18 protein-coding genes and 1 riboswitch are annotated in these 18,718 nt (G+C 41.3%); of the genes, 8 read left to right on the top strand and 10 right to left on the bottom strand.

Annotated elements, in window-relative coordinates:
* Nucleotides 1-42 precede the first annotated feature (42 nt).
* A complete protein-coding gene (locus PE36_RS15470; protein ID WP_006032975.1) occupies nt 43-531 on the bottom strand; it encodes a hypothetical protein in 489 nt (162 codons plus the stop codon).
* Between the two features lie 440 nt (nt 532-971).
* Here PE36_RS15470 and mrcB point away from each other — a divergent pair, with 440 nt between their 5' ends.
* The 6 genes from mrcB to PE36_RS15440 all read left to right on the top strand — a co-directional run bounded on the left by mrcB (nt 972) and on the right by PE36_RS15440 (nt 8,346).
* Nucleotides 972-3,251, top strand: coding sequence for a penicillin-binding protein 1B (mrcB, locus tag PE36_RS15465; RefSeq protein ID WP_006032974.1), 2,280 nt, complete (start codon nt 972-974; stop codon nt 3,249-3,251).
* A 56-nt stretch (nt 3,252-3,307) separates the two neighbouring features.
* The gene (locus PE36_RS15460) at nt 3,308-3,745 is read left to right on the top strand and encodes a tetratricopeptide repeat protein (protein ID WP_043994607.1); all 438 of its coding nucleotides are present in this window, start codon (nt 3,308-3,310) and stop codon (nt 3,743-3,745) included.
* A 19-nt stretch (nt 3,746-3,764) separates the two neighbouring features.
* A complete protein-coding gene (locus PE36_RS15455) occupies nt 3,765-5,642 on the top strand; it encodes a DUF294 nucleotidyltransferase-like domain-containing protein (RefSeq protein ID WP_006032972.1) in 1,878 nt (625 codons plus the stop codon).
* 9 nt (nt 5,643-5,651) lie between these two features.
* Nucleotides 5,652-6,371 (top strand): 3'-5' exonuclease, encoded by a 720-nt coding sequence (locus tag PE36_RS15450; protein ID WP_006032971.1) that lies wholly within the window; start codon nt 5,652-5,654, stop codon nt 6,369-6,371.
* A gap of 200 nt (nt 6,372-6,571) precedes the next feature.
* Complete coding sequence (locus PE36_RS15445) at nt 6,572-7,399, top strand: GNAT family N-acetyltransferase (protein ID WP_006032970.1); 828 nt, start codon at nt 6,572-6,574, stop codon at nt 7,397-7,399.
* A gap of 98 nt (nt 7,400-7,497) precedes the next feature.
* The gene (locus PE36_RS15440; protein WP_006032969.1) at nt 7,498-8,346 is read left to right on the top strand and encodes a helix-turn-helix domain-containing protein; all 849 of its coding nucleotides are present in this window, start codon (nt 7,498-7,500) and stop codon (nt 8,344-8,346) included.
* A 91-nt stretch (nt 8,347-8,437) separates the two neighbouring features.
* Here PE36_RS15440 and tenA read toward each other — a convergent pair whose 3' ends face one another.
* From tenA to thiD, 5 genes are all read right to left on the bottom strand, one after another.
* Complete coding sequence (gene tenA, locus PE36_RS15435) at nt 8,438-9,103, bottom strand: thiaminase II (protein WP_006032968.1); 666 nt, start codon at nt 9,101-9,103, stop codon at nt 8,438-8,440.
* Nucleotides 9,104-9,137: 34 nt separating this feature from the next.
* On the bottom strand, nt 9,138-10,085 hold the full coding sequence (locus PE36_RS15430) for an ABC transporter substrate-binding protein (RefSeq protein WP_006032967.1): 948 nt from the start codon (nt 10,083-10,085) through the stop codon (nt 9,138-9,140).
* Nucleotides 10,086-10,174: 89 nt separating this feature from the next.
* Nucleotides 10,175-10,981, bottom strand: coding sequence for an ABC transporter permease (locus PE36_RS15425; RefSeq protein WP_006032966.1), 807 nt, complete (start codon nt 10,979-10,981; stop codon nt 10,175-10,177).
* Nucleotides 10,974-11,792 (bottom strand): ABC transporter ATP-binding protein, encoded by an 819-nt coding sequence (locus PE36_RS15420; RefSeq protein ID WP_006032965.1) that lies wholly within the window; start codon nt 11,790-11,792, stop codon nt 10,974-10,976. Before PE36_RS15420 ends, PE36_RS15425 begins: the two co-directional genes overlap by 8 nt.
* Complete coding sequence (thiD, locus tag PE36_RS15415) at nt 11,785-12,684, bottom strand: bifunctional hydroxymethylpyrimidine kinase/phosphomethylpyrimidine kinase (protein WP_006032964.1); 900 nt, start codon at nt 12,682-12,684, stop codon at nt 11,785-11,787. The genes PE36_RS15420 and thiD overlap by 8 nt, the downstream gene beginning before the upstream one ends.
* Before the next feature lie 73 nt (nt 12,685-12,757).
* A riboswitch (TPP riboswitch) is annotated at nt 12,758-12,862 on the bottom strand.
* A 285-nt stretch (nt 12,863-13,147) separates the two neighbouring features.
* Between thiD and PE36_RS15410 the strand changes: the two genes are divergently transcribed.
* Nucleotides 13,148-13,696, top strand: coding sequence for a hypothetical protein (locus PE36_RS15410; protein WP_043994604.1), 549 nt, complete (start codon nt 13,148-13,150; stop codon nt 13,694-13,696).
* A 130-nt stretch (nt 13,697-13,826) separates the two neighbouring features.
* Here PE36_RS15410 and PE36_RS15405 read toward each other — a convergent pair whose 3' ends face one another.
* The 4 genes from PE36_RS15405 to PE36_RS15390 all read right to left on the bottom strand — a co-directional run bounded on the left by PE36_RS15405 (nt 13,827) and on the right by PE36_RS15390 (nt 17,900).
* Nucleotides 13,827-14,252: a cytochrome c gene (locus tag PE36_RS15405; RefSeq protein WP_006032961.1), complete on the bottom strand. Its 426-nt coding sequence runs from the start codon at nt 14,250-14,252 to the stop codon at nt 13,827-13,829.
* Nucleotides 14,242-15,105, bottom strand: a complete 864-nt coding sequence (locus PE36_RS15400; protein WP_006032960.1) for a hypothetical protein — start codon at nt 15,103-15,105, stop codon at nt 14,242-14,244. The genes PE36_RS15405 and PE36_RS15400 overlap by 11 nt, the downstream gene beginning before the upstream one ends.
* Nucleotides 15,106-15,159: 54 nt before the next feature.
* Nucleotides 15,160-15,624, bottom strand: a complete 465-nt coding sequence (locus tag PE36_RS15395; protein ID WP_052298096.1) for a DUF411 domain-containing protein — start codon at nt 15,622-15,624, stop codon at nt 15,160-15,162.
* A 698-nt stretch (nt 15,625-16,322) separates the two neighbouring features.
* Nucleotides 16,323-17,900 (bottom strand): BCCT family transporter, encoded by a 1,578-nt coding sequence (locus PE36_RS15390; protein WP_006032958.1) that lies wholly within the window; start codon nt 17,898-17,900, stop codon nt 16,323-16,325.
* 537 nt (nt 17,901-18,437) lie between these two features.
* Between PE36_RS15390 and PE36_RS15385 the strand changes: the two genes are divergently transcribed.
* Nucleotides 18,438-18,718 (top strand): GntR family transcriptional regulator (locus tag PE36_RS15385; protein ID WP_006032957.1); only part of this gene is annotated, 281 nt, incomplete at its 3' end.

Here is an 18,718-nt window from a genome sequence, read left to right as displayed (position 1 = left end):
TGTGTCAAAGGGATAGCTCAAGCAATTGACTATCCCTTTTTGTCAGAAATGAACATTCCCGCCTAAACTAAAATATTTTAAATCAGCTTCAATCACGGTATAGCCTGCTTCTATCGTAAATGCGTCGCTGAGCTCAATACCAAATAGTACACCGCCAGAAAAACCGTCGTCTTCCCATTTCTGCGTATTTGATTTTAATGTTTCTTCTAAATAACCAGCTCTTAATTTGGCGTAAAATTGACCCGGTGTTCGATAGGCTGCGTAGATAGCGTAAGATTCGTATTCAAAATCAATATTGTTCTCATCCATATCGACAAAAGTACCTTCAAATTCTAATCCGAAGCCACTTTTTTGAATTCCAATCATAAAAGTAGCGGGAACTTTTGGGTCGAGTTCGTCAAATGCAGTATATATATAACCAGTTTTAGCACCAAGGTAAAAATCGACGTCACCTGATGTCTTGTCGCCAGCTAGGGCGGGGGTTGCTACAATTGAACCGAGTGATAAAACGAGAGGGATTAATATTTTCATCGTGGATCCTTGATTTATGTGAACTATGACGTGTTTTTTTAATCATAGTCTTAACAGCTGATTTCGCTATAATATGAACTAATTCTCAGTCTAGAATCTAAGTAATAAGCCAATTTTAACGATATTTATCCACTGTATTCGATACGTAATAGCAGATCTCGTATTGAAAAATGGTTATTTTGTAATATAACTACATGGGTTTTTATTCTAAAGTGGTCGAAGTGGGGTTAATCGTATTTATTTATCGACATATTCAAATAAAATTATTTGATGAATACAGCTGTTAAATACTGATTTTAAAGTATTATTTTGTATTTTATTAAACCATGGTGAATTGAAGGCTAATATCGTTTGGTGTTTATTTACTGTGATATGATCCGAATTGAGTTATAGATTAAAATCTGTTGGCGTTTACGGCGGGATGGCAACGAGGAGAGCTTGTGAGTAAGACATTAAAAGGCGATAACAACAAAAGTCGCAAAGGTTTATGGTGGACGTTATTATTGATCCCGGTGTTGATCGGCATCGCAGTCATGATTTATTTAGATGTGATTATTCGTTCTACTTTTGATGAAAATCAATGGGCGGTACCATCGACGGTTTACGCGCGCCCGCTCGAGTTATATGAAGGTGCAGCCGTAACAGTCGCCGACTTGAAAACCGAACTTGGCTTGTTGGGCTACAAATTTGTGGCTTATCCAACAAAACCGGGACAAGCAAACATCCAAGATGATCAGGTCCATATCTATACCCCAGGTTTTCAATTTAGTGATGGTTTAGAACCGCCGCGTAATATCTTACTGACAGTGAAAAATGGCTTAGTGGCGAAGCTTGACACTGATGACCGTGCCTCGTTATTACGTTTAGAGCCTGTCGTGATTGGTGGTATCTACCCTGCTCATAATGAAGATAGACTATTAGTACAATTGTCTGATGTGCCGGAATCGTTACAAGCAATGTTAGTGGCGGTTGAAGATGATGGTTTTTATGATCACTTTGGTATTTCTTTGCGTGGTATCGCTCGTGCGTTAGTGGCGAACATTAAGCAAGGTGGCATTGCGCAAGGCGCGTCTACACTGACTCAGCAGCTAGTTAAAAATTATTATCTCAGTTCTGAACGTACTTTAAGCCGCAAAGCCCAAGAAGCCTTGATGGCGATCCTGCTCGAATTTCATTTTTCCAAGGTTGATATCTTAGAAGGTTATATTAACGAAATTTACCTTGGTCAAGACGGACCTCGAGCCATTCATGGCTTCGGTTTGGCCAGCCAGTATTATTTCAAAACACCACTTGCTGAGCTGTCACTGGATAAACAAGCGTTATTGGTTGCACTCGTGCGTGGCGCAAGTTATTACAATCCATGGCGGAATCCTGAACGGGCACTTAAACGCCGAGACTTAGTGCTGAATATCGCAGTACGTGAAGGTCGTTTGGATGCAGATTTAGCGGCTGCAGCAAAAGCCCTGCCACTCGGCATGGGAGAACAAACCGCAAGTAGCACGAAACGATTCCCGGCTTACCTTGATTTGGTGCGTCGTCAATTACAGCGCGATTATAAAGTCGAAGATTTAAGTGAAAATGGGTTATCTATTTTTACCCATTTCGATCCCTTGGTGCAAAGCAGTGCGGAATCAAGTTTAACAAAAGCTATCGCTCGACATAAGCGTGATGGGTTGAGTGCTAAGCTTGAAGGTGCTGTTGTTATAACGCGGCCAAATACAGGCGCGGTGATTGCTATTGTCGGTGGTGTTAATGCGCGTTTTGCTGGTTTTAACCGTGCTATTGATGCAAGACGTCAAGTTGGTTCGTTAATAAAGCCAGCGGTGTATTTAACCGCCTTAGAACAACCACAGCAGTATAACCTAGCGACTTTAATTAGTGATGATGAATATAACCTTAATCTGCCCAATGGCGATATTTGGTCACCTAAAAATTATGATAAAAAAGATCACGGTGAGGTGCTGTTATATACAGCGTTGGCTAAGTCTTACAATCAATCAACAGCCCGTTTAGGTAACGAATTGGGGTTAGATAAGATCGCAGATACACTGCGTCGTTTGGGTGTTGAGCAAACTATTCCTGAGTTACCCGCTATTACTTTAGGTGCTGTGGATATGTCACCGATTTCTGTGGCACAGATGTATCAGACATTATCTGCAGATGGATTTTATACTCCTTTATTAGCGATTAGTGCCGTCGTTGAGCCTGGTGGTACTGTGTTGAAAAGTTATCCATTAGCGGTGGATAAACGTTTTGATGCAAGCTCGGTGTATATGCTGCGTCATGCCATGCAGGCTGTTACCCATGAAGGTTCGGCAAGAGCATTACAGTGGCTGTTACCTGATTTTGAAGTTGCTGGTAAAACGGGCACGACCAATAATCTAAGAGACAGTTGGTTTGCTGGGTTTTCTGGTGACATGATGGCTGTCGTGTGGATGGGACGTGATGATAATGCCTCGATTGGTTTAACAGGCTCGAGTGGTGCGTTACGTGTATGGGCTGAAATTTTCCGTCAACGTTCAGAATTACCGATTCAGAATCTGCCACCAAAAGATATTACCGTGGGTTGGGTGGATAAAGATACCGGCCAAGGTAGCCAGGGTAGCTGTCTTAACTCTATTCCACTCCCCTTTGTGAGTGGTTATGAACCTGAAATTGAATTACGCTGCAATCAAGGTGTTAAGCGTGTCCTTGAATGGTTCCGAGATCTTGTTGAATAATGCTATTTGTCATTGAACGGTACTCTTTGTTATTGAAAATTAACAGTGGAAATAAAATGAAAATATTAAAACGCGTGTGTTTGTTGTCTTTACCCTGGCTGCTGACGGCTTGTGGCACAATACCGACGTATAACGCGAATGGGACTCAGGTTCAAGAGACTAATAATACCGTCCCAGTGTTGGGTAAACAAAGTAAACCTGCACCTGTCGATGAGACGGCTCAAGCGCCTGCTGCGGTATTATCGTTAATGAAACGTGCTGATAAACAGCTGAGTAATGGCGATAATAACGGTGCGATTGCCTCGTTAGAGCGGGCTATCCGCATCGCGCCACGTTATCCAGAAACTTATTACCGTCTTGGCGAGCGCTATTTTTATCAAGGTAGTTATAAACAAGCTCGTTCATTGGCCGAAAAGGCTATCACATTGGGTGCTGATTGGCTGTTACGTCGACAAGCGGAGTCTTTAATTGAACGCGCCTCGGCATATCAATAAATTATCAATAGAGTAAAGAATGGAAATCGAACTACTAGAAATTAAAAATTTTATAAGCCAGTACCAACCTTTTGACCAACTACCTGAAGAAGCATTGTTAGAGGTGGTTAAGAGCATTGAGATCTCGTACTTCCGTGCAGACTCGATGATCATTGAATATGGTCACAAGATCCATGATCTGTATTTTATTCGCAGTGGCGTAGTGGAAATATACCGCCGCAAAGGTGAATTATACAACCGCTTGGATCAAGGTGAAATATTTGGCCAGATGGGCTTATTGGCCAATAATAAAGTTCGACTTCCTGCTAAAGCGGTAAAAGACACGCTGCTTTATTGTATTCCAGAAGCAATCTTCCATGATTTTTGTGAACGCTATGAAGCCTTTTCTGATTTCTCTGAAGTTGAAGGTACTATCCGTTTAAAACAAGCGGTTGAAGATAATAGTGATGATGCCAACTCATTAACCACCTCAAAAGTGAAAACATTATTAAGCCGAGACTTAGTGATGTTAAAAAATACTACGTCAATTCAAGATGTTGCTAAGGTGATGGCGGAAGAGAGTGTCTCAGCCGCGTTGATTAATGACCCTACTATTATCCATGAAGATGGCAGTAATCTTGTCGGTATTATCACTCAGCATGATTTATGTGCAAAAGTGATTGCGACGGGGATGAGTGTTGATAATCCTGTTTCTGATGTCATGTCGACAGAGCTGATGTCACTTGATCATAATGCCTATGTGTCAGAAGCAATGCTGATGATGCTACGCTATAACGTTCATCATTTACCTATCCTAAAGAACAAACAGCCGATTGGCCTGATTGAAGTGGCTGATATTATTCGTTACGAATCACAAAATAGTTTGTTGTTGTCGGGCAGTATTTTTCAGCAACAAAACATTGAAGACCTTGTGTTACTTTCTAAACAGCTCAAAGATTGTTTTGTGCGTATGGTGAATGAAGATGCCAATTCTCACATGATCGGTAGCGCAATGTCCGAGATTGGTCGCAGCTTTAAACAGCGATTACTTGAACTTGCCGAAGAGGAGTTAGGTCAGCCGCCGGTACCTTATTGCTTTCTAGCGCTAGGCTCGATGGCGCGTGATGAACAACTGATAGTAACAGACCAAGATAACGGCATTATTTTAGATAATAGTTATGACGATGCCCTGCATGGCGAGTATTTTGAAAAATTATCTAAGTTTGTCTGTGATGGATTAGCGGCTTGCGGTTATACCTATTGTACAGGCGATATTATGGCAACTAATCCAGAGCATCGTAAAACGCAATTGCAGTGGGAGGAATGTTTTGCTGACTGGATTGATAATCCGAACCCACAAGCGTTATTAAACTGTTCTATCTTCTTTGATTTAACCGGTGTTTATGGTCGTGTTAAATGGGCTGAACAATTAAACGCCTTTATTTTACGTCGCGCCAAGAAAAACAATCGATTCTTAGCATGTTTAGCACGTAATGCTTTAAACCGTACGCCGCCATTGGGGTTCTTTAAAAACTTTGTGATGGAGAAAGATGGTCGTCATAACAATTCCATTAACTTAAAACGTCGTGGTACAGCGCCGCTGGCCGATTTGATCCGGGTGCACGGATTGGCGATTGGCTCGCAATCGCAAAATTCATTTGAACGTTTGGAAGATATTATTGAAGCGGGGATCCTACCGCCGTCAAAAGGGCAGGATCTACACCATGCGATGGAATTGATTTCCTTAGTCCGTTTACGCCACCAAGCGCTAGACGTAGAATCGGAAATTGAACCGGATAATAATATTGAACCAGAAAATATGTCGGAATTTGAGCGCCGTAATCTTAAAGATGCATTTTTGGTGTTAAGTAACGCCCAGAACTTTTTAAAGTATCGTTATACCGCTAATAAAATGTAGGGATTATGAATGTACAATTTTATTAATAAAGAGATTTTAAACTGGGGCGCGTTCTATAAACTGAAAATAGAGCAGAGCAAGGATGAACGTTTAAAGTCTTTTTATCGCGCAGGTACGTATCACGATGAAACGAAATTAGGTGATATTGATTTTGTCGCATTAGATTTTGAAACGACGGGGCTAGACTCTGAACAAAACAGTATTATTAGCATTGGCCTTGTGCCGTTTAATTTGCAGCGTATTTTTTGTCGCCAAGCGCAGCACTGGTATATTGAACCTGAAGATAAGCTGAAAGAAAACTCTATTATTATTCATGGTATTACTCATACTGACTTGAAAGGTGCACCGGATTTATTGCGTATTCTAGAACCAGTATTAGATGCGTTAGCAGGCAAGGTTGTGGTGGTTCATTACCGCCGTATTGAACGTGATTTTTTTGATAATCATCTTCGCAGTTTTATTAATGAAGGCATTGTGTTTCCGGTTATCGATACGATGCAGATTGAAGCAGATGTTCAGGAATCGCAAAATAACAGTTTTTTTAGCCTGTTTAAACCCAAGAAACGCCAAGAGTCGATTCGTCTTGCTAATAGCCGTGCACGTTATAATTTACCAGCCTATCCGCCACATGATGCATTAACGGATGCAATTGCGACAGCCGAGTTATTACAAGCGCAGATCCATTATCACTTTTCACCTGATACGCCAATTAAAAAACTGTGGTTATAGTGTGGTGATAGCTCGGTGATAATTTGGTGATAGTACGGTTAAAATATTTTTAATGTTGTCGTATTTATTCAATCTTTGTGTTTGCTACTACCTTAATATTGACGTTATCGACTGGTACACGACTTAGCTAATAACGACTATTAACGGTTATTACGAGTAGTCCCCAGTCATAACAAATCAGTAAATTATAGGTATGACAGATGTTAACAATTAAGAAAATTGAAGAAACCGTGCAACTTGATACACTAAAATTACAGTATCTTAACACCACTACAGCCGCCCTTGATGGTATGTGGTTATGTGGTTTCTTACCGATGGCAACCCACTTTGGTTTTTATGAAAATGAAACCTTAGTGGGTTACTGCGCTATTAACGCCGACGATTACCTGCTGCAATTTCATCTTGATCCACAAAGCCAGCTACAGGCGATAGAATTATTCACACTCATCGTTGAGCAAAACAGTACTGTGATTGGTGAAGTGAAAGGTGCGTTCGTCAGTACCGCGGAACCGTTATACTTATCGTTATGCTTAGATAACTATGCAAATCACCAAACTCACTCACTAATGTATCAACAAAATCGGGCAGCAATACCATATCAAGGTGAATCAATCGAAATGCAGCTCGCGAGCGATGCACAGTTATCTGATTTTGTGCAATTTGCAGTGAACGCGATTAGCGCCCCTGAAGAATGGCTTACTGGCTATTATCAGCGTTTGATTAATCGTCAGGAATTATTCGGTTATTGGGAAAATGATAAATTATTAGCAAGTGGCGAATGTCGCCTGTTTGATACTGTCCAAACTGAATATGCTGATTTAGGTATGATAGTTGCTGAGTCTGAACGTGGTAAAGGCCTTGCGACTCAAGTATTAAATTACCTCATAAGACGTGCTGAATCGAAAAATTTAACCGCAATGTGCTCAACAGAAATGACCAATATTGGTGCGCAAAAGGCAATTGTCAGAGCTGGCTTTAGTTCATGTCACCGCATTATTCAATTTAGTAATGGTCACAAGATGGACTAACGTTTAGATGTATGGATTAAAGTTGGATGTATGTACTAAAGTTGAATGTAGAAATTGATGTATGGATTTACAAATTAATGTATGGATGTAGAGATTAGATGATAAATTGGATCCGAGCGCCTAAACGTCCTGATATAGCCAAGTATGTGGAAAGTTATTGGTTGTTAGTCAAAGAAACGGAGAGTGAGTCACATCAATCACCAAAGTTAAATCCACATCCAGAAAGTCATTTGATATTAGCCCCGCAGGCACAAAGATATCGTTATGATTTAAAATCAGGGGTGAAACAAGGGCTAGGTAGCCATTGGCTGTTTCCACAAGTACAGACTTTGCAGCTTGATCATGCCCATGCCTTTTTGTATCTTGGCATCAAATTTCGGGTTGGCGCATTATACTCACTCGCCATGCCTTCATCGCAACCGCTCATTGATGAGGTGGAAGATGCGGACCTTCGTGCATTGTTTAATGAACATAATTTAGCGACAGATGAAGCATGGGTTGATCAGCATATACTGGCCATCGCCAAGGACGATCCTGAAGCATGTTGTGATCGTTTAGATGATTATTTAGCGACTTGGTTAGCGAATAATCATGAAGATAAACACAGTCAATTGACGCGAAAGGTCTTACCCTTGTTAGCAACAGTACCTATCGCACAGCTAGGTGAAACGCTTTATTGTTCACAACGGACTATCGAGCGCAGCTTTAACCGAGTAACAGGTCTTACGCTCAAGCAATGTCAGTCAATGCAAAAATTAGAAAGCTTGCTGGAATATTTATATCAACGTGATAAACAAGATATTGATTGGGTCGAATTGGCTTATCAGTTTGGTTTTAGTGATCAGCCTCATCTCATTCGTTATTTAAAAAGCCAAATCGGTGCAACCCCTAATAACTATGTGACACAACGAGACTTGACGATTGATGTTTATGGCGGTGTCGAATGAAAAAAGTTGAATAACAAAACCAGCAATCTACCGATGAAGACTGCTGGTCAAGTTAAGCTGTTGGGCTTTACCCGGTGATAGCTATTTATCGCTATTTATCAGCATCAAGTCCTTGCTGCCAAAATGCAATTTCCATACGCGTCGCCGTTCTAAACACATGAATTAGATTGCGGCCACGTTGACTGTTGACGTCAATCTCAGCGAGTAACTCATCAAGATGTGCAGTGCCTTGTGCGACCCCTTGTTGGAATTCATCTCCACTGTAGAGTTCAATCCAACTGGCAAACGGGTTATCAATTAGCTTGGTGTTTGCATTCGCAGCGAGTTTACGGCCAATTTCGGCGTAACCAATAGAGCAGGGCGCTAGCGCAGCGTAGAGATCGACGATATCACCCGCCATACCCGCATCCAGCACATAACGTGTGTAAGCAACGGTGCCAAAGTCTTCTGGTTCTGCTTCTAAATCTGATTCTGTTAATCCCCACTTGCCACAGTAAGTAACGTGGTGACCAATTTCAGAATCCAGTAATGCATGCACACTCGGCAGTGCTTTACGCATATCTGCTAAAGTACGGGCTTTGTAAATTGCTAAGGCGTAAGCACGGGCATATTGTTTAAGAAACAAGAAATCTTGCTTAAGGTAATGTAAGTAACTCGGCTGTGCCAATGTTCCTTGTGCTAATTGTTGCACAAACGCATGCTGAGTATACGCCTGCCAATCTTCACTGCAGGCATTGATTAGATCTTGATGATTCATAATTTTCTCGATGATTTTATACAGTAATGGCGAATTACAGCGTCGGCACGTAATCTTGTGCTTTGGGTAATGTTTTGATGATCTTTTGCGAATACATGAATTCGGCATAATCGTCATAACGTTTTAAATCAACCGCAGAAGGACGCAGCGCGAAACGAGTAAGGGTATCGTTCCAAGCGCGTTTATTTAACTCGTTATTTAGCGTGTCAGGTGCATAAGCAGCAAACTCTTTCCATGATGCTTGTGGGTGATTAACTATGTAGGTAGTTGCTTTCTCCAAGGCTTTATTAAAGGCTTGGATAGCGGTTTTGTCATAGGTATTGGCGTTAGCGACAAATATTAATTCGTCATAAGCTGGTACACCGTGCTCTTCTGGGAAAAATGCTTTTGCTTTAAAGCCTTCAAGTTCCAGTTGATTGGTTTCAAAGTTACGTAAGCCACCCCAGATTGCATCCACTTTACCTGATGCAAGTGATGATGATAGCGCCCAACCAACATTAATTATTTGTACGTCATCATAATTAACGCCGCCAGTCTTTAGCATAGTGCCGATTGTCGCTTCTTCGTTACCCGCAATAGCGATACCAATTTTTTTACCTTTTAAATCAGACATGTTGTTAATTTTGTTGTTGTCGAGCACCATTAAGGTATTAAGGGGTGTTGCGATCAAGGTTGCAGAACGGATTAGCGGTAAACCAGCTGCGACATCAATGGTTAAATTAGGTTGATAGGTGATCGCCAGATCAATTTTATTCGCGGCGACAAGTTTTGGTGGCATGCTTGGATCCGAGGGTTCTTGGATCACGACATTAACGCCTTGCTCTGCAAAGTAGCCGCGCTCTTTAGCAATAATAATAGGGCCGTGGTTAGGATTAACAAACCAATCTAACATCAGGGTTAGGGTCTTTGTTTCTGCATGTACGTTTGCCGACAATATAGCTGCGGTAAATGCCGCAGCCTTGAGTAAAGTGTTGTTTTTCATTAAATGTCCTTTTTATATTTATAGTGTTGTATTTAATATGAGTGCATTCGTTATTTTTAATAAACACTGTGTTAGTCACAGCTGCTTGATTATTTTTCCCAAGGAATGAGTTTTTTCAATGCTTTGTCAGTGACAAAATAAAGCAAGACTGACAGGGCGGATAGGATCAGCAATGCGGCAAACATTTCATCAATCATCATGCGTGCATTAGCCTGGAGCATGAGATAACCCAAGCCAGCACTGGAACCGACCCATTCACCTGCTACTGCACCAATCGGTGCAATAACGACAGCAACACGGATACCCGATGCTAATGTCGGCAGTGACGCGGGGAGTTGAATATGGCGTAACAGCTGCCATTTAGTCGCCCCCATGGTTTTAGCCAGATCTAAATAACCTGTTGGTGTATTACGTAAACCGTCATAACAACAGGTCGTGACGGGGAAGAAGATAATTAAGGCGGCCATGACAATCTTGGATGCCATGCCATAACCCAGCCACAGCATCAGTACCGGTGCAATGGCGAATACTGGGATAGCTTGACTGGCAATCAATATCGGTAATAACCAATGCTTAATGGGTTTAAACAACAGCATCTGCAGCGCAAAAAATAGCCCCATAAATAAACCGAGTAACAAGCCAAATACAATTTCTTGCGCGGTGACTAATGTATGTTTTAACAAGACGTCATGACGCTCGATTAAACGTTCAAAAACAGCGAGTGGCGCGGGAAGAATGAAAGAAGGCATGTCAAAAATAACTACAATACTTTGCCATAATCCGATGATAACCAGTGCACTAATGATCATGCGCAGTACCGGGCTAATAGGGACTTGTTGTTGCTTGTCTTTGCTATTCTGCAGATGCGTAAGGTTTGAATTAACAATGTTATTCATGTTCAGCTCCATATTCCTGTGCTAAACAAGTCATGATTTGTTGCTGTAACTGTGCACATTCAGCATCGAATGGACGCGGTGTCGCTGTTGACGGTACTTGCAAACGTTCTGCGCCAGCAGGGTTGCCTTGCATAATATAGATATGATCGGCGAGGCGGATCGCTTCTTGCGGTTCGTGGGTAATTAATACCACGGTTTTATCCTTTAGCAATTCACAGGCGAGATCTTGTAATCGATAACGGGTGACGGCGTCCAAGGCTGAAAAGGGTTCATCCATTAATACCACCGGTTTGTCTTGCATTAATGTTCTTGCCAGAGCGACACGTTGACGCATACCGCCAGACAGTTGTTGCGGAAAACGATGGGCGTTATCTGCAAGTCCAACTTTAGCGAGCAGGATCAGCGCTTTATCTTGGCCGGACTTAGACGTTTCGGCGCCGAATTTACTGCTTAACGTGACATTATCGAGCACGGATAACCAAGGCAGTAGTAAGTCTTGCTGTGCCATGTAAGCAATTTGATTACTTAAATCAGGTAGTTCTCGATTATTAGCGCTAATTGACAGTGCACCTGACCACGTCACTTGCTGATCTAATAAGCCCGCAAGATAACGTAGCATTGAGGTTTTACCACAGCCGCTACGACCTAAAATACAGGTCCATTGTCCAGCCGGCATCGCCATATTAAGGTTGCTTAATACGGGGTCAATACTGTCGTTATAACGTAAATAACCGTTGGTAATTGTCATGTTTACGGTAAGGCTATTTTTGCTGTCTTCAGGTTCTAACATTACTTGTGATGAGCTAGACATCGGCATGGCCAGCAAAGAAGTGATTTACTGGACCATGGCCGCTACCTATATCTAATTCGTCAGCATGGGCAATAGCATTGGATATGTATTGTTTACCCAATTTAACCGCTTGTAGCAGATCATGGCCTTGAGCTAAATAGGATGCGATGGCAGAAGACAGGGTGCAGCCAGTGCCATGGGTATTTTGGGTATGGATGCGTTTTGCTGTTAACAGTTGAAAATGGTCTTGGAAGATTAGCAGGTCATTACTGTTGTCATCTTGTTCTAAATGACCGCCTTTTAATAATACCGCATTGACGCGAAGTTGACGTAATTCGCTGATCATGTCACCCATCTCATCTTCATTGCGAGGTACATTACAGCCAGTTAAAGCTGCGCCTTCAGGTAGGTTCGGGGTGATCAAATCGGCTAATGGTAGCAGTTCTGATTTAAGCGTACTGATCGCAGATTCTTTTAGCAATAAATCGCCGCTAGTGGCGACCATAACCGGGTCAACAACTAAAAAGGCGGGCTTATATTGTTTTATTTTAGCGGCAACGACTTTGATAATATCGCAGTCTGCCAGCATCCCAACTTTAACGGCAACGATGTTTAAATCGCTAAATACGGCATCAAGTTGCTTTTCAACATGTTCCAGTGGAATGGGGAAAATAGCGGACACGCCAAGGGTATTCTGTGCGGTAATGGCTGTTATGACAGTACAAGCGTAACTACCGGTTGCCGATATGGCTTTGATATCAGCTTGAATACCTGCACCGCCACCACTATCAGAACCTGCGATCGTTAATACGATAGGTATTGATGGGCTTTGTTTTAATGAAGCTGGTGTTGATGTGCCATTTTTTGAAATACTGTGTTTTGATAAAACGTCAGTGGGTGTGACCTTTAGCATAAATATCCCTAGTACAGACGTATAGGAACTTTATCAAGCCAAAGATTGAGAGACGTAGAAGGTCAAATCATGAGAAGCAAGACTGATAGTTCCCTACGTCAGTGTTAACTGAATCAGGTTCAACGGGTCTCGCAATTAATGTGCGATCTCAGCCTATTAGGCCCCCCGACTATATAAGCTGCAATAGTAACAAGTTTTGTTGAAATCGCAATCAAACAATTAAGCCATTGTTATGATTGTTCGAATTCTAGTGTCTTTCATAATGGTTCATGTTGTTTTTGATTAATAGATTATTATTTGTCGGCGCTGTCACAGTTACCCATAAAGGAGTGGTCGCCATGCTTGCTATAATAATTAATATAAATAAAATCAATATGATAATGTATTTTATCTTTTGCGGATTGCAAGCGTTAAATAAATTATAGATACGACTCTTGATTATTATAAAAACAAAGGAATGAAAATGAACGTAGTTAAAAAGACATTGGTAATTGCAACGTGTTTATACTTAGTTGGTTGTGCGTCGGGTGCGCAGGTTGAGAATATGGTGTATCAAGGCGAACAAAAAGTATATCCAGCTGCAGTACAAAATAACTTGGCCTTGTCGTCAGTTTCGGGTGGTGAAGATACAAATGCTGCTTGGACGTCAGAAATTAGTGATGTTGCGTTCTCTGATGCAATTAAAGAGAGCCTATTGGAGCAAGGACTTTTCTCTGAAAAGGGGAAATATCAACTATCAGCTAAAATAGTGGATGTTGAACAGCCATTGTTTGGCCTTGATATGACAGTCACGACAAAAGTTAACTATACGCTGACAGATACGTTAAGCGGTAAAGTGGTACTTGATGAAGTTGTGGTGGCCCCACATACAGCTACTTTTGGTGATGCATTCTCTGGTGTTGCGCGCCTACAAATGGCCAATGAAGGTTCAGGTAAGAAAAATATAGAAGCCCTACTTAATAAGCTTGCAGAATTAAACATTGAAGCAAATGAAGTTCATTTAGTACAATAATATTGCGACCGGATTTTATTCGGTAGGTATCATTGGTGTTATTTGATACAAACAACACCAATGTGCACAGACCATTATTTACTGTGCATCGCAAGCGAGTGATGCATAGCATTATGGACAGGATATTCTCCTAACGTCTTAGGTTTTCCTTTTTTTGATAGTCAACCTGAACTGGGCTCCAAAAAGTTTTCATATAAGCAATTACCGCATCAATTTCTTTTGGATTTAATGCATTCTCAAAAGCAGGCATGGTAAGGCGTTTGGTTTTATTAAATGGATCTCGCCAGCCTTGTTTTATCATACGTTGCAGCATGTTGTCGCTATGCCGCCACGTATGACCCTCCTCATTGTGTGGTGGGGCTGGTAGCTCTCCATATCCATTTTGTATTTTCCAATTTTCAGCCCCTTCAGCATTTTGACCATGGCAGACACTGCAATTTTGTTGGTATACTTGTAAACCCAGACTATCGGGTAAACTATGTGGTGCTGCATAGCTGTTTGGCGTTGCAGTACTAATCAGCGTAAATAGCATTAAAATCAGTGCTTTATCTGACATCAATAGATTCCCAGCTTTGTGCATTGTCGACACTTTTAATAATATGACCATCTTGGGTGCCCGCATAAATAACACCTGATGCTGTAATATGCAAAGTGCTGATGGTTGATTTAAGCTCACTGATTACTGCCCAGTTTTGGCCTCCGTCTTTGGTTAAATAGAGGCTATTGCCAGACGCTGCATAGATATGCTTAGGCTGTTGAGGAGCATAACTTAGGGCGGTTATTTCTCCTTGTAACTCTCCAGCTTGGCTCCAGAGGCAGAAGCAATCCATTGAACGACTGACTCCGTTGTTGGTTGCTGTAAAAACCCAGCCTGTTTGCATGCTGTCTGGCATATCTGAATGGATAATGGTACTGCCCATATCGATTGGACCTGCATCCATTAATAGCCAGTTTTCGCCTGCATCTTCAGTACGATAAATCCCTTGTTCAGGAACAATTGAATATAAAGTCTCAGCTTGTTGTGCATGCTGGGTTAATGCCGTCGTTGTGCTGCCGGCAAGTCCATTATTACGGGCGATCCAGTTTTTACCTTTATCCTGACTAGAGAGTATTCCCTGATGCTGAGTGGCGATAAAAATAACACCGTTTGATTTATTTACCGCCGCTCCTGTTAGTACGATAGCAGGGTCCGGTAATGTAATTGGCAACCAACTATTGTTGCTTGTATTGAGCTGATACAAAGCCCGAGGGTAGGCCACAATCAAGGTATTACTTGAACTGCTCGTAATCGCTACAACACCTTGTTTTGATAATGTCTCAGCTGTTGTCGCCATACTTGTACTGGCGAACAATATAAACACCAAATAGTGGGTGCTTTTGCGTAACAAGTTAAATATAAGTGCTGACATAATTATAGACTCCTAAATTATTACTTTTGATGATAAGCGTATGACATGAATGATTTAGTCTTTCGCGTAAACAAAAGTATCGGATGAGCCTTTTTGGAACCCGTAGCTAATTAATGGTGCGCTTTTAGGGCGACTATCCATTCCTGGCGCACCCCAAGGCATCCCTGGTAGTGTAATACCAGTGATCTCTGGACGTTCATTAAGTAACTTATTAATGGTATTTACAGGTACCAATCCGTCTACGACATAGTTATCCACAAAGAGGGTATGACAGCCTTCATAGCCTTGCGGAACACCTGCTGTTCGTTTGGTTTGAGCAAGTGAACGCATTGATTTTATCTCCACCTCAAAGCCATTTTTTTCTAAGTAAGCGGCATAATCATCACAGCAACCGCATTGCAGAGGTTTGTACATTGTTGCTTTGATTACGCTTTCTGCTTTTGATGTAAAGCTTAGCAACCCCGTGATAAGTAGAGTGATAGATAGGATTATTATTTTATTTGTATTTGATATTGTCATTTTAATTATCTCAATTTAATCGTTATGAATCTGTATGCGCTATACGCATCAGTATTTAAATATGTCATAGGAGAGCGCGATGCGTTGCATAGGCGAATTTAGGTGTGCGTGATAATGCATGACCAGATATAGGCCCATTGCATCAATTACACTTGCAATATTTAGCGCTTAAATTGAGAGACTAGGAGGACGTGGAATAAGATTTAAATAATAATTTTGATAAGTAAGAGGTTGGAATATAGGGGGATTCTCGGATAAGGTGTTATTAGTTTGGAATATAGGGTTGCCAATTAGGTTGTTACATTGGCCTGAGGAGCAAGTCGTGCTGTCACAAGTCGCACCGGCACTGTTATTACAAGTCATGTCTGAAACTGTTAAACACTGAATGCAATCTGTGTCCATTTCGGTAATAGCTGTTGATACATTCATATCATTTTTAAAGGCGGCGCCTGTATCAAAATTAAAATTTACGCCAGCAGAAGCCTCACTCAGAAGAAGAATGAAAACCAGTACAAGATGACATAACGGCTGTTTTAAAAAATGCATGGGAAAATTATGACATTACTTTGAGAGGGTTGTCAATTGGGCGTACTATAATTGAGACGATAAATAATTGAGAGGAGAATAGCTGCCAGTAAATACTGACAGCTTTTATTTTTAACCCGAGGTTAATATATCATTTGGAGGTTTGAGCTTGCTTAGCGATTATACTGTTCTGTTCTCAAACCCATTATCAAGCTCACACACATCACTAACAAGATAATAGTGAAAGGTAGTGCGGTTGAAATCGCACCAGCTTGTAATGCTTCAATTGCTTGCGTGCCGCCAACCCAAAGTAGCGCAGCAGCAATCGCACCTTCAATTAATGCCCAGAACACACGTTGTGGTATTGGCGCATCAACTTTACCACCAGCAGTAATGCTGTCGATAACTAATGAACCTGAATCAGACGAGGTAATGAAAAATACTAATACCAGTATGATTGCCAGCATTGATAACACTTCGCCCATAGGTAAAGAATCAAACATTTGGAACATAGCTAAAGGTACATCCGTTAAGCCTTCACTACCTAAAGTACCCACGTTATTCGCTACTTGATCGATGGCTACGCCACCAAATACAGACATCCATAATACTGTCACACCAGTCGGAACAAGTAGTACAGCAGTGATGAATTCACGAATTGTACGGCCACGTGAAATACGGGCAATGAACATACCAACGAATGGTGACCATGAGATCCACCATGCCCAGTAGAATACAGTCCAACCGTGCATCCAAGCTTCGTCTTCACGACCAATTGGATTACTTAATGGGATGATATTTTCAACATAACCCATAATAGTCGTTGGTACTGTGCCCATTGAAACGGCAAATGTAACTAAAATAACGAATATTAACAGTACTAATGCAAGTAGCATGTTGATGTTACTAATTACTTTTACGCCACCATCAATACCACGAACTACCGATACAACAGCTAGCAAGGTAACAACTATGATGATCGTTATTTGTAAAAATAACCCGTTCTCAATACCAAATATATGATGGAAACCACTCGCAGCTTGTTGTGCGCCTAAACCGAGTGATGTCGCTAAACCAAACAAGGTAGCTAATACCGCTAGGATATCCACGATATGACCAGCCCAGCCCCACGTTCTATCGCCTAAGATAGGGTAGAATACAGAACGCATTGAAAGAGGCAGACCTTTGTTATAAGCAAAGAAAGCCAGTGATAATGCAACAACACCATAAATTGCCCATGGGTGTAAACCCCAGTGGAACATAGTCGCGCCTAATGCCAGTTTTGCCGCTTCGGGTGTATTTGCGGTCACATTAAGTGGCGTCTCATACCAACCTGTGTAATAAGCCACAGGTTCTGCAACCCCCCAGAACATTAAGCCAATGCCCATGCCAGCAGCAAATAACATCGCTATCCACGACATGCTGCTATAATCCGGTTTAGCGTCATCACCACCTAAACGAATTTTACCGTATGGTGAGACAATTAACCCGAGGCAGAAAATAACGAAGATATTTGCAGACCACATGAACAGACCGTCAAAAGCCCCAATGATCCACCATTTGATGCCGTCCAGGAATGATTTCGATGTTTCCGGTTCTACTAATAAAATAGCGACCAAGAATAGGCCAATTAACGATGCACTGATACCAAACACTGGGTTGTGTACATCAAACCCCCATTTTTGGACGTTATCTTGTCCGACAGTATAATCAGTATTATCAATACTGTATTTATCCTTATTAATACTCATTAATCCTCAGTTAGAACAGTCCTGTTCTATATCGTATATTTATTTGTTATCGATAAGTTTAGCAAGTATCAGGTATAAATACCGGATAAATATCAATATAAAGTGTATTTAACCATAACGATAGAATAGTTATTAATAACGGGATAGCAAATTAGTTTATCGTAAAATGTATTCGTATAGCAGGTAGTTGAGGTGTGAAAAGCGCGTCGAGAATTAGCTATTACAGGGTTCTGCTTCTTTCTCGTTGGCCACGTTTCAAGCCCAGAAACTGACGCGGTTGCTTATCCACCTCACCATTAAGGTTTATTGGTAGAAAAAACGCTTCTCAATATTCAGTATAGACCAGCTCTAATCACTGTCCAGTTCACCAAATTAAGCACATTTACCGTTTAGCCAATAACCGTGCAGCGTACTAAATTGGGCATTCACATTATAGATTTAATTACCGCTCTAAATAGAGAGTTTGGTTACTAAGATGTTGACAATTTGTAAAAAGATAATAGTATTGAGTTAAATTTAAACATTGTCGACAATCTTATGCCTTTAGATGATCCAACAAAAATAGTCGCTGTGACTACAGCCGATAAAGTCTTTGAGCAAATGCAGCGTGCCATTGTTGAAGGTGAGATCCTTGCTGGCAGTAAGATCAGTGAGCCAGAACTCGCAAAGCAATATCAAGTCAGTCGTTCAACCCTTCGTGAAGCGCTAAACAGATTAGAAAAATGCCATCTAATTGAACGTAAAGCCAATGTCGGTTCACGGGTAGTGCAGTGCACCACTCAAGGTTTACTCGATCTGTATTTTGTACGTGAAGCGCT

It is taken from the genome of Moritella sp. PE36 (assembly GCF_000170855.1).
Taxonomy (GTDB): Bacteria; Pseudomonadota; Gammaproteobacteria; order Enterobacterales; family Moritellaceae; genus Moritella.
The sequence above is the reverse complement of the archived record's forward strand: the minus strand, read 5'-3'. Positions and strand labels throughout refer to the sequence as shown.

Bases quoted from the DNA above. Each gene is read 5' to 3' on its own strand.
- PE36_RS15470 (WP_006032975.1), bottom strand. From the start codon at position 531: ATGAAAATATTAATCCCTCTCGTTTTATCACTCGGTTCAATTGTAGCA.
- PE36_RS15460 (WP_043994607.1), top strand. From the start codon at position 3,308: ATGAAAATATTAAAACGCGTGTGTTTGTTGTCTTTACCCTGGCTGCTG.
- PE36_RS15455 (WP_006032972.1), top strand. From the start codon at position 3,765: ATGGAAATCGAACTACTAGAAATTAAAAATTTTATAAGCCAGTACCAA.
- PE36_RS15450 (WP_006032971.1), top strand. From the start codon at position 5,652: ATGTACAATTTTATTAATAAAGAGATTTTAAACTGGGGCGCGTTCTAT.
- PE36_RS15445 (WP_006032970.1), top strand. From the start codon at position 6,572: ATGTTAACAATTAAGAAAATTGAAGAAACCGTGCAACTTGATACACTA.
- PE36_RS15440 (WP_006032969.1), top strand. From the start codon at position 7,498: ATGATAAATTGGATCCGAGCGCCTAAACGTCCTGATATAGCCAAGTAT.
- tenA (WP_006032968.1), bottom strand. From the start codon at position 9,103: ATGAATCATCAAGATCTAATCAATGCCTGCAGTGAAGATTGGCAGGCG.
- PE36_RS15430 (WP_006032967.1), bottom strand. From the start codon at position 10,085: ATGAAAAACAACACTTTACTCAAGGCTGCGGCATTTACCGCAGCTATA.
- PE36_RS15425 (WP_006032966.1), bottom strand. From the start codon at position 10,981: ATGAATAACATTGTTAATTCAAACCTTACGCATCTGCAGAATAGCAAA.
- PE36_RS15420 (WP_006032965.1), bottom strand. From the start codon at position 11,792: ATGTCTAGCTCATCACAAGTAATGTTAGAACCTGAAGACAGCAAAAAT.
- thiD (WP_006032964.1), bottom strand. From the start codon at position 12,684: ATGCTAAAGGTCACACCCACTGACGTTTTATCAAAACACAGTATTTCA.
- PE36_RS15410 (WP_043994604.1), top strand. From the start codon at position 13,148: ATGAACGTAGTTAAAAAGACATTGGTAATTGCAACGTGTTTATACTTA.
- PE36_RS15405 (WP_006032961.1), bottom strand. From the start codon at position 14,252: ATGTCAGATAAAGCACTGATTTTAATGCTATTTACGCTGATTAGTACT.
- PE36_RS15400 (WP_006032960.1), bottom strand. From the start codon at position 15,105: ATGTCAGCACTTATATTTAACTTGTTACGCAAAAGCACCCACTATTTG.
- PE36_RS15395 (WP_052298096.1), bottom strand. From the start codon at position 15,624: ATGACAATATCAAATACAAATAAAATAATAATCCTATCTATCACTCTA.
- PE36_RS15390 (WP_006032958.1), bottom strand. From the start codon at position 17,900: ATGAGTATTAATAAGGATAAATACAGTATTGATAATACTGATTATACT.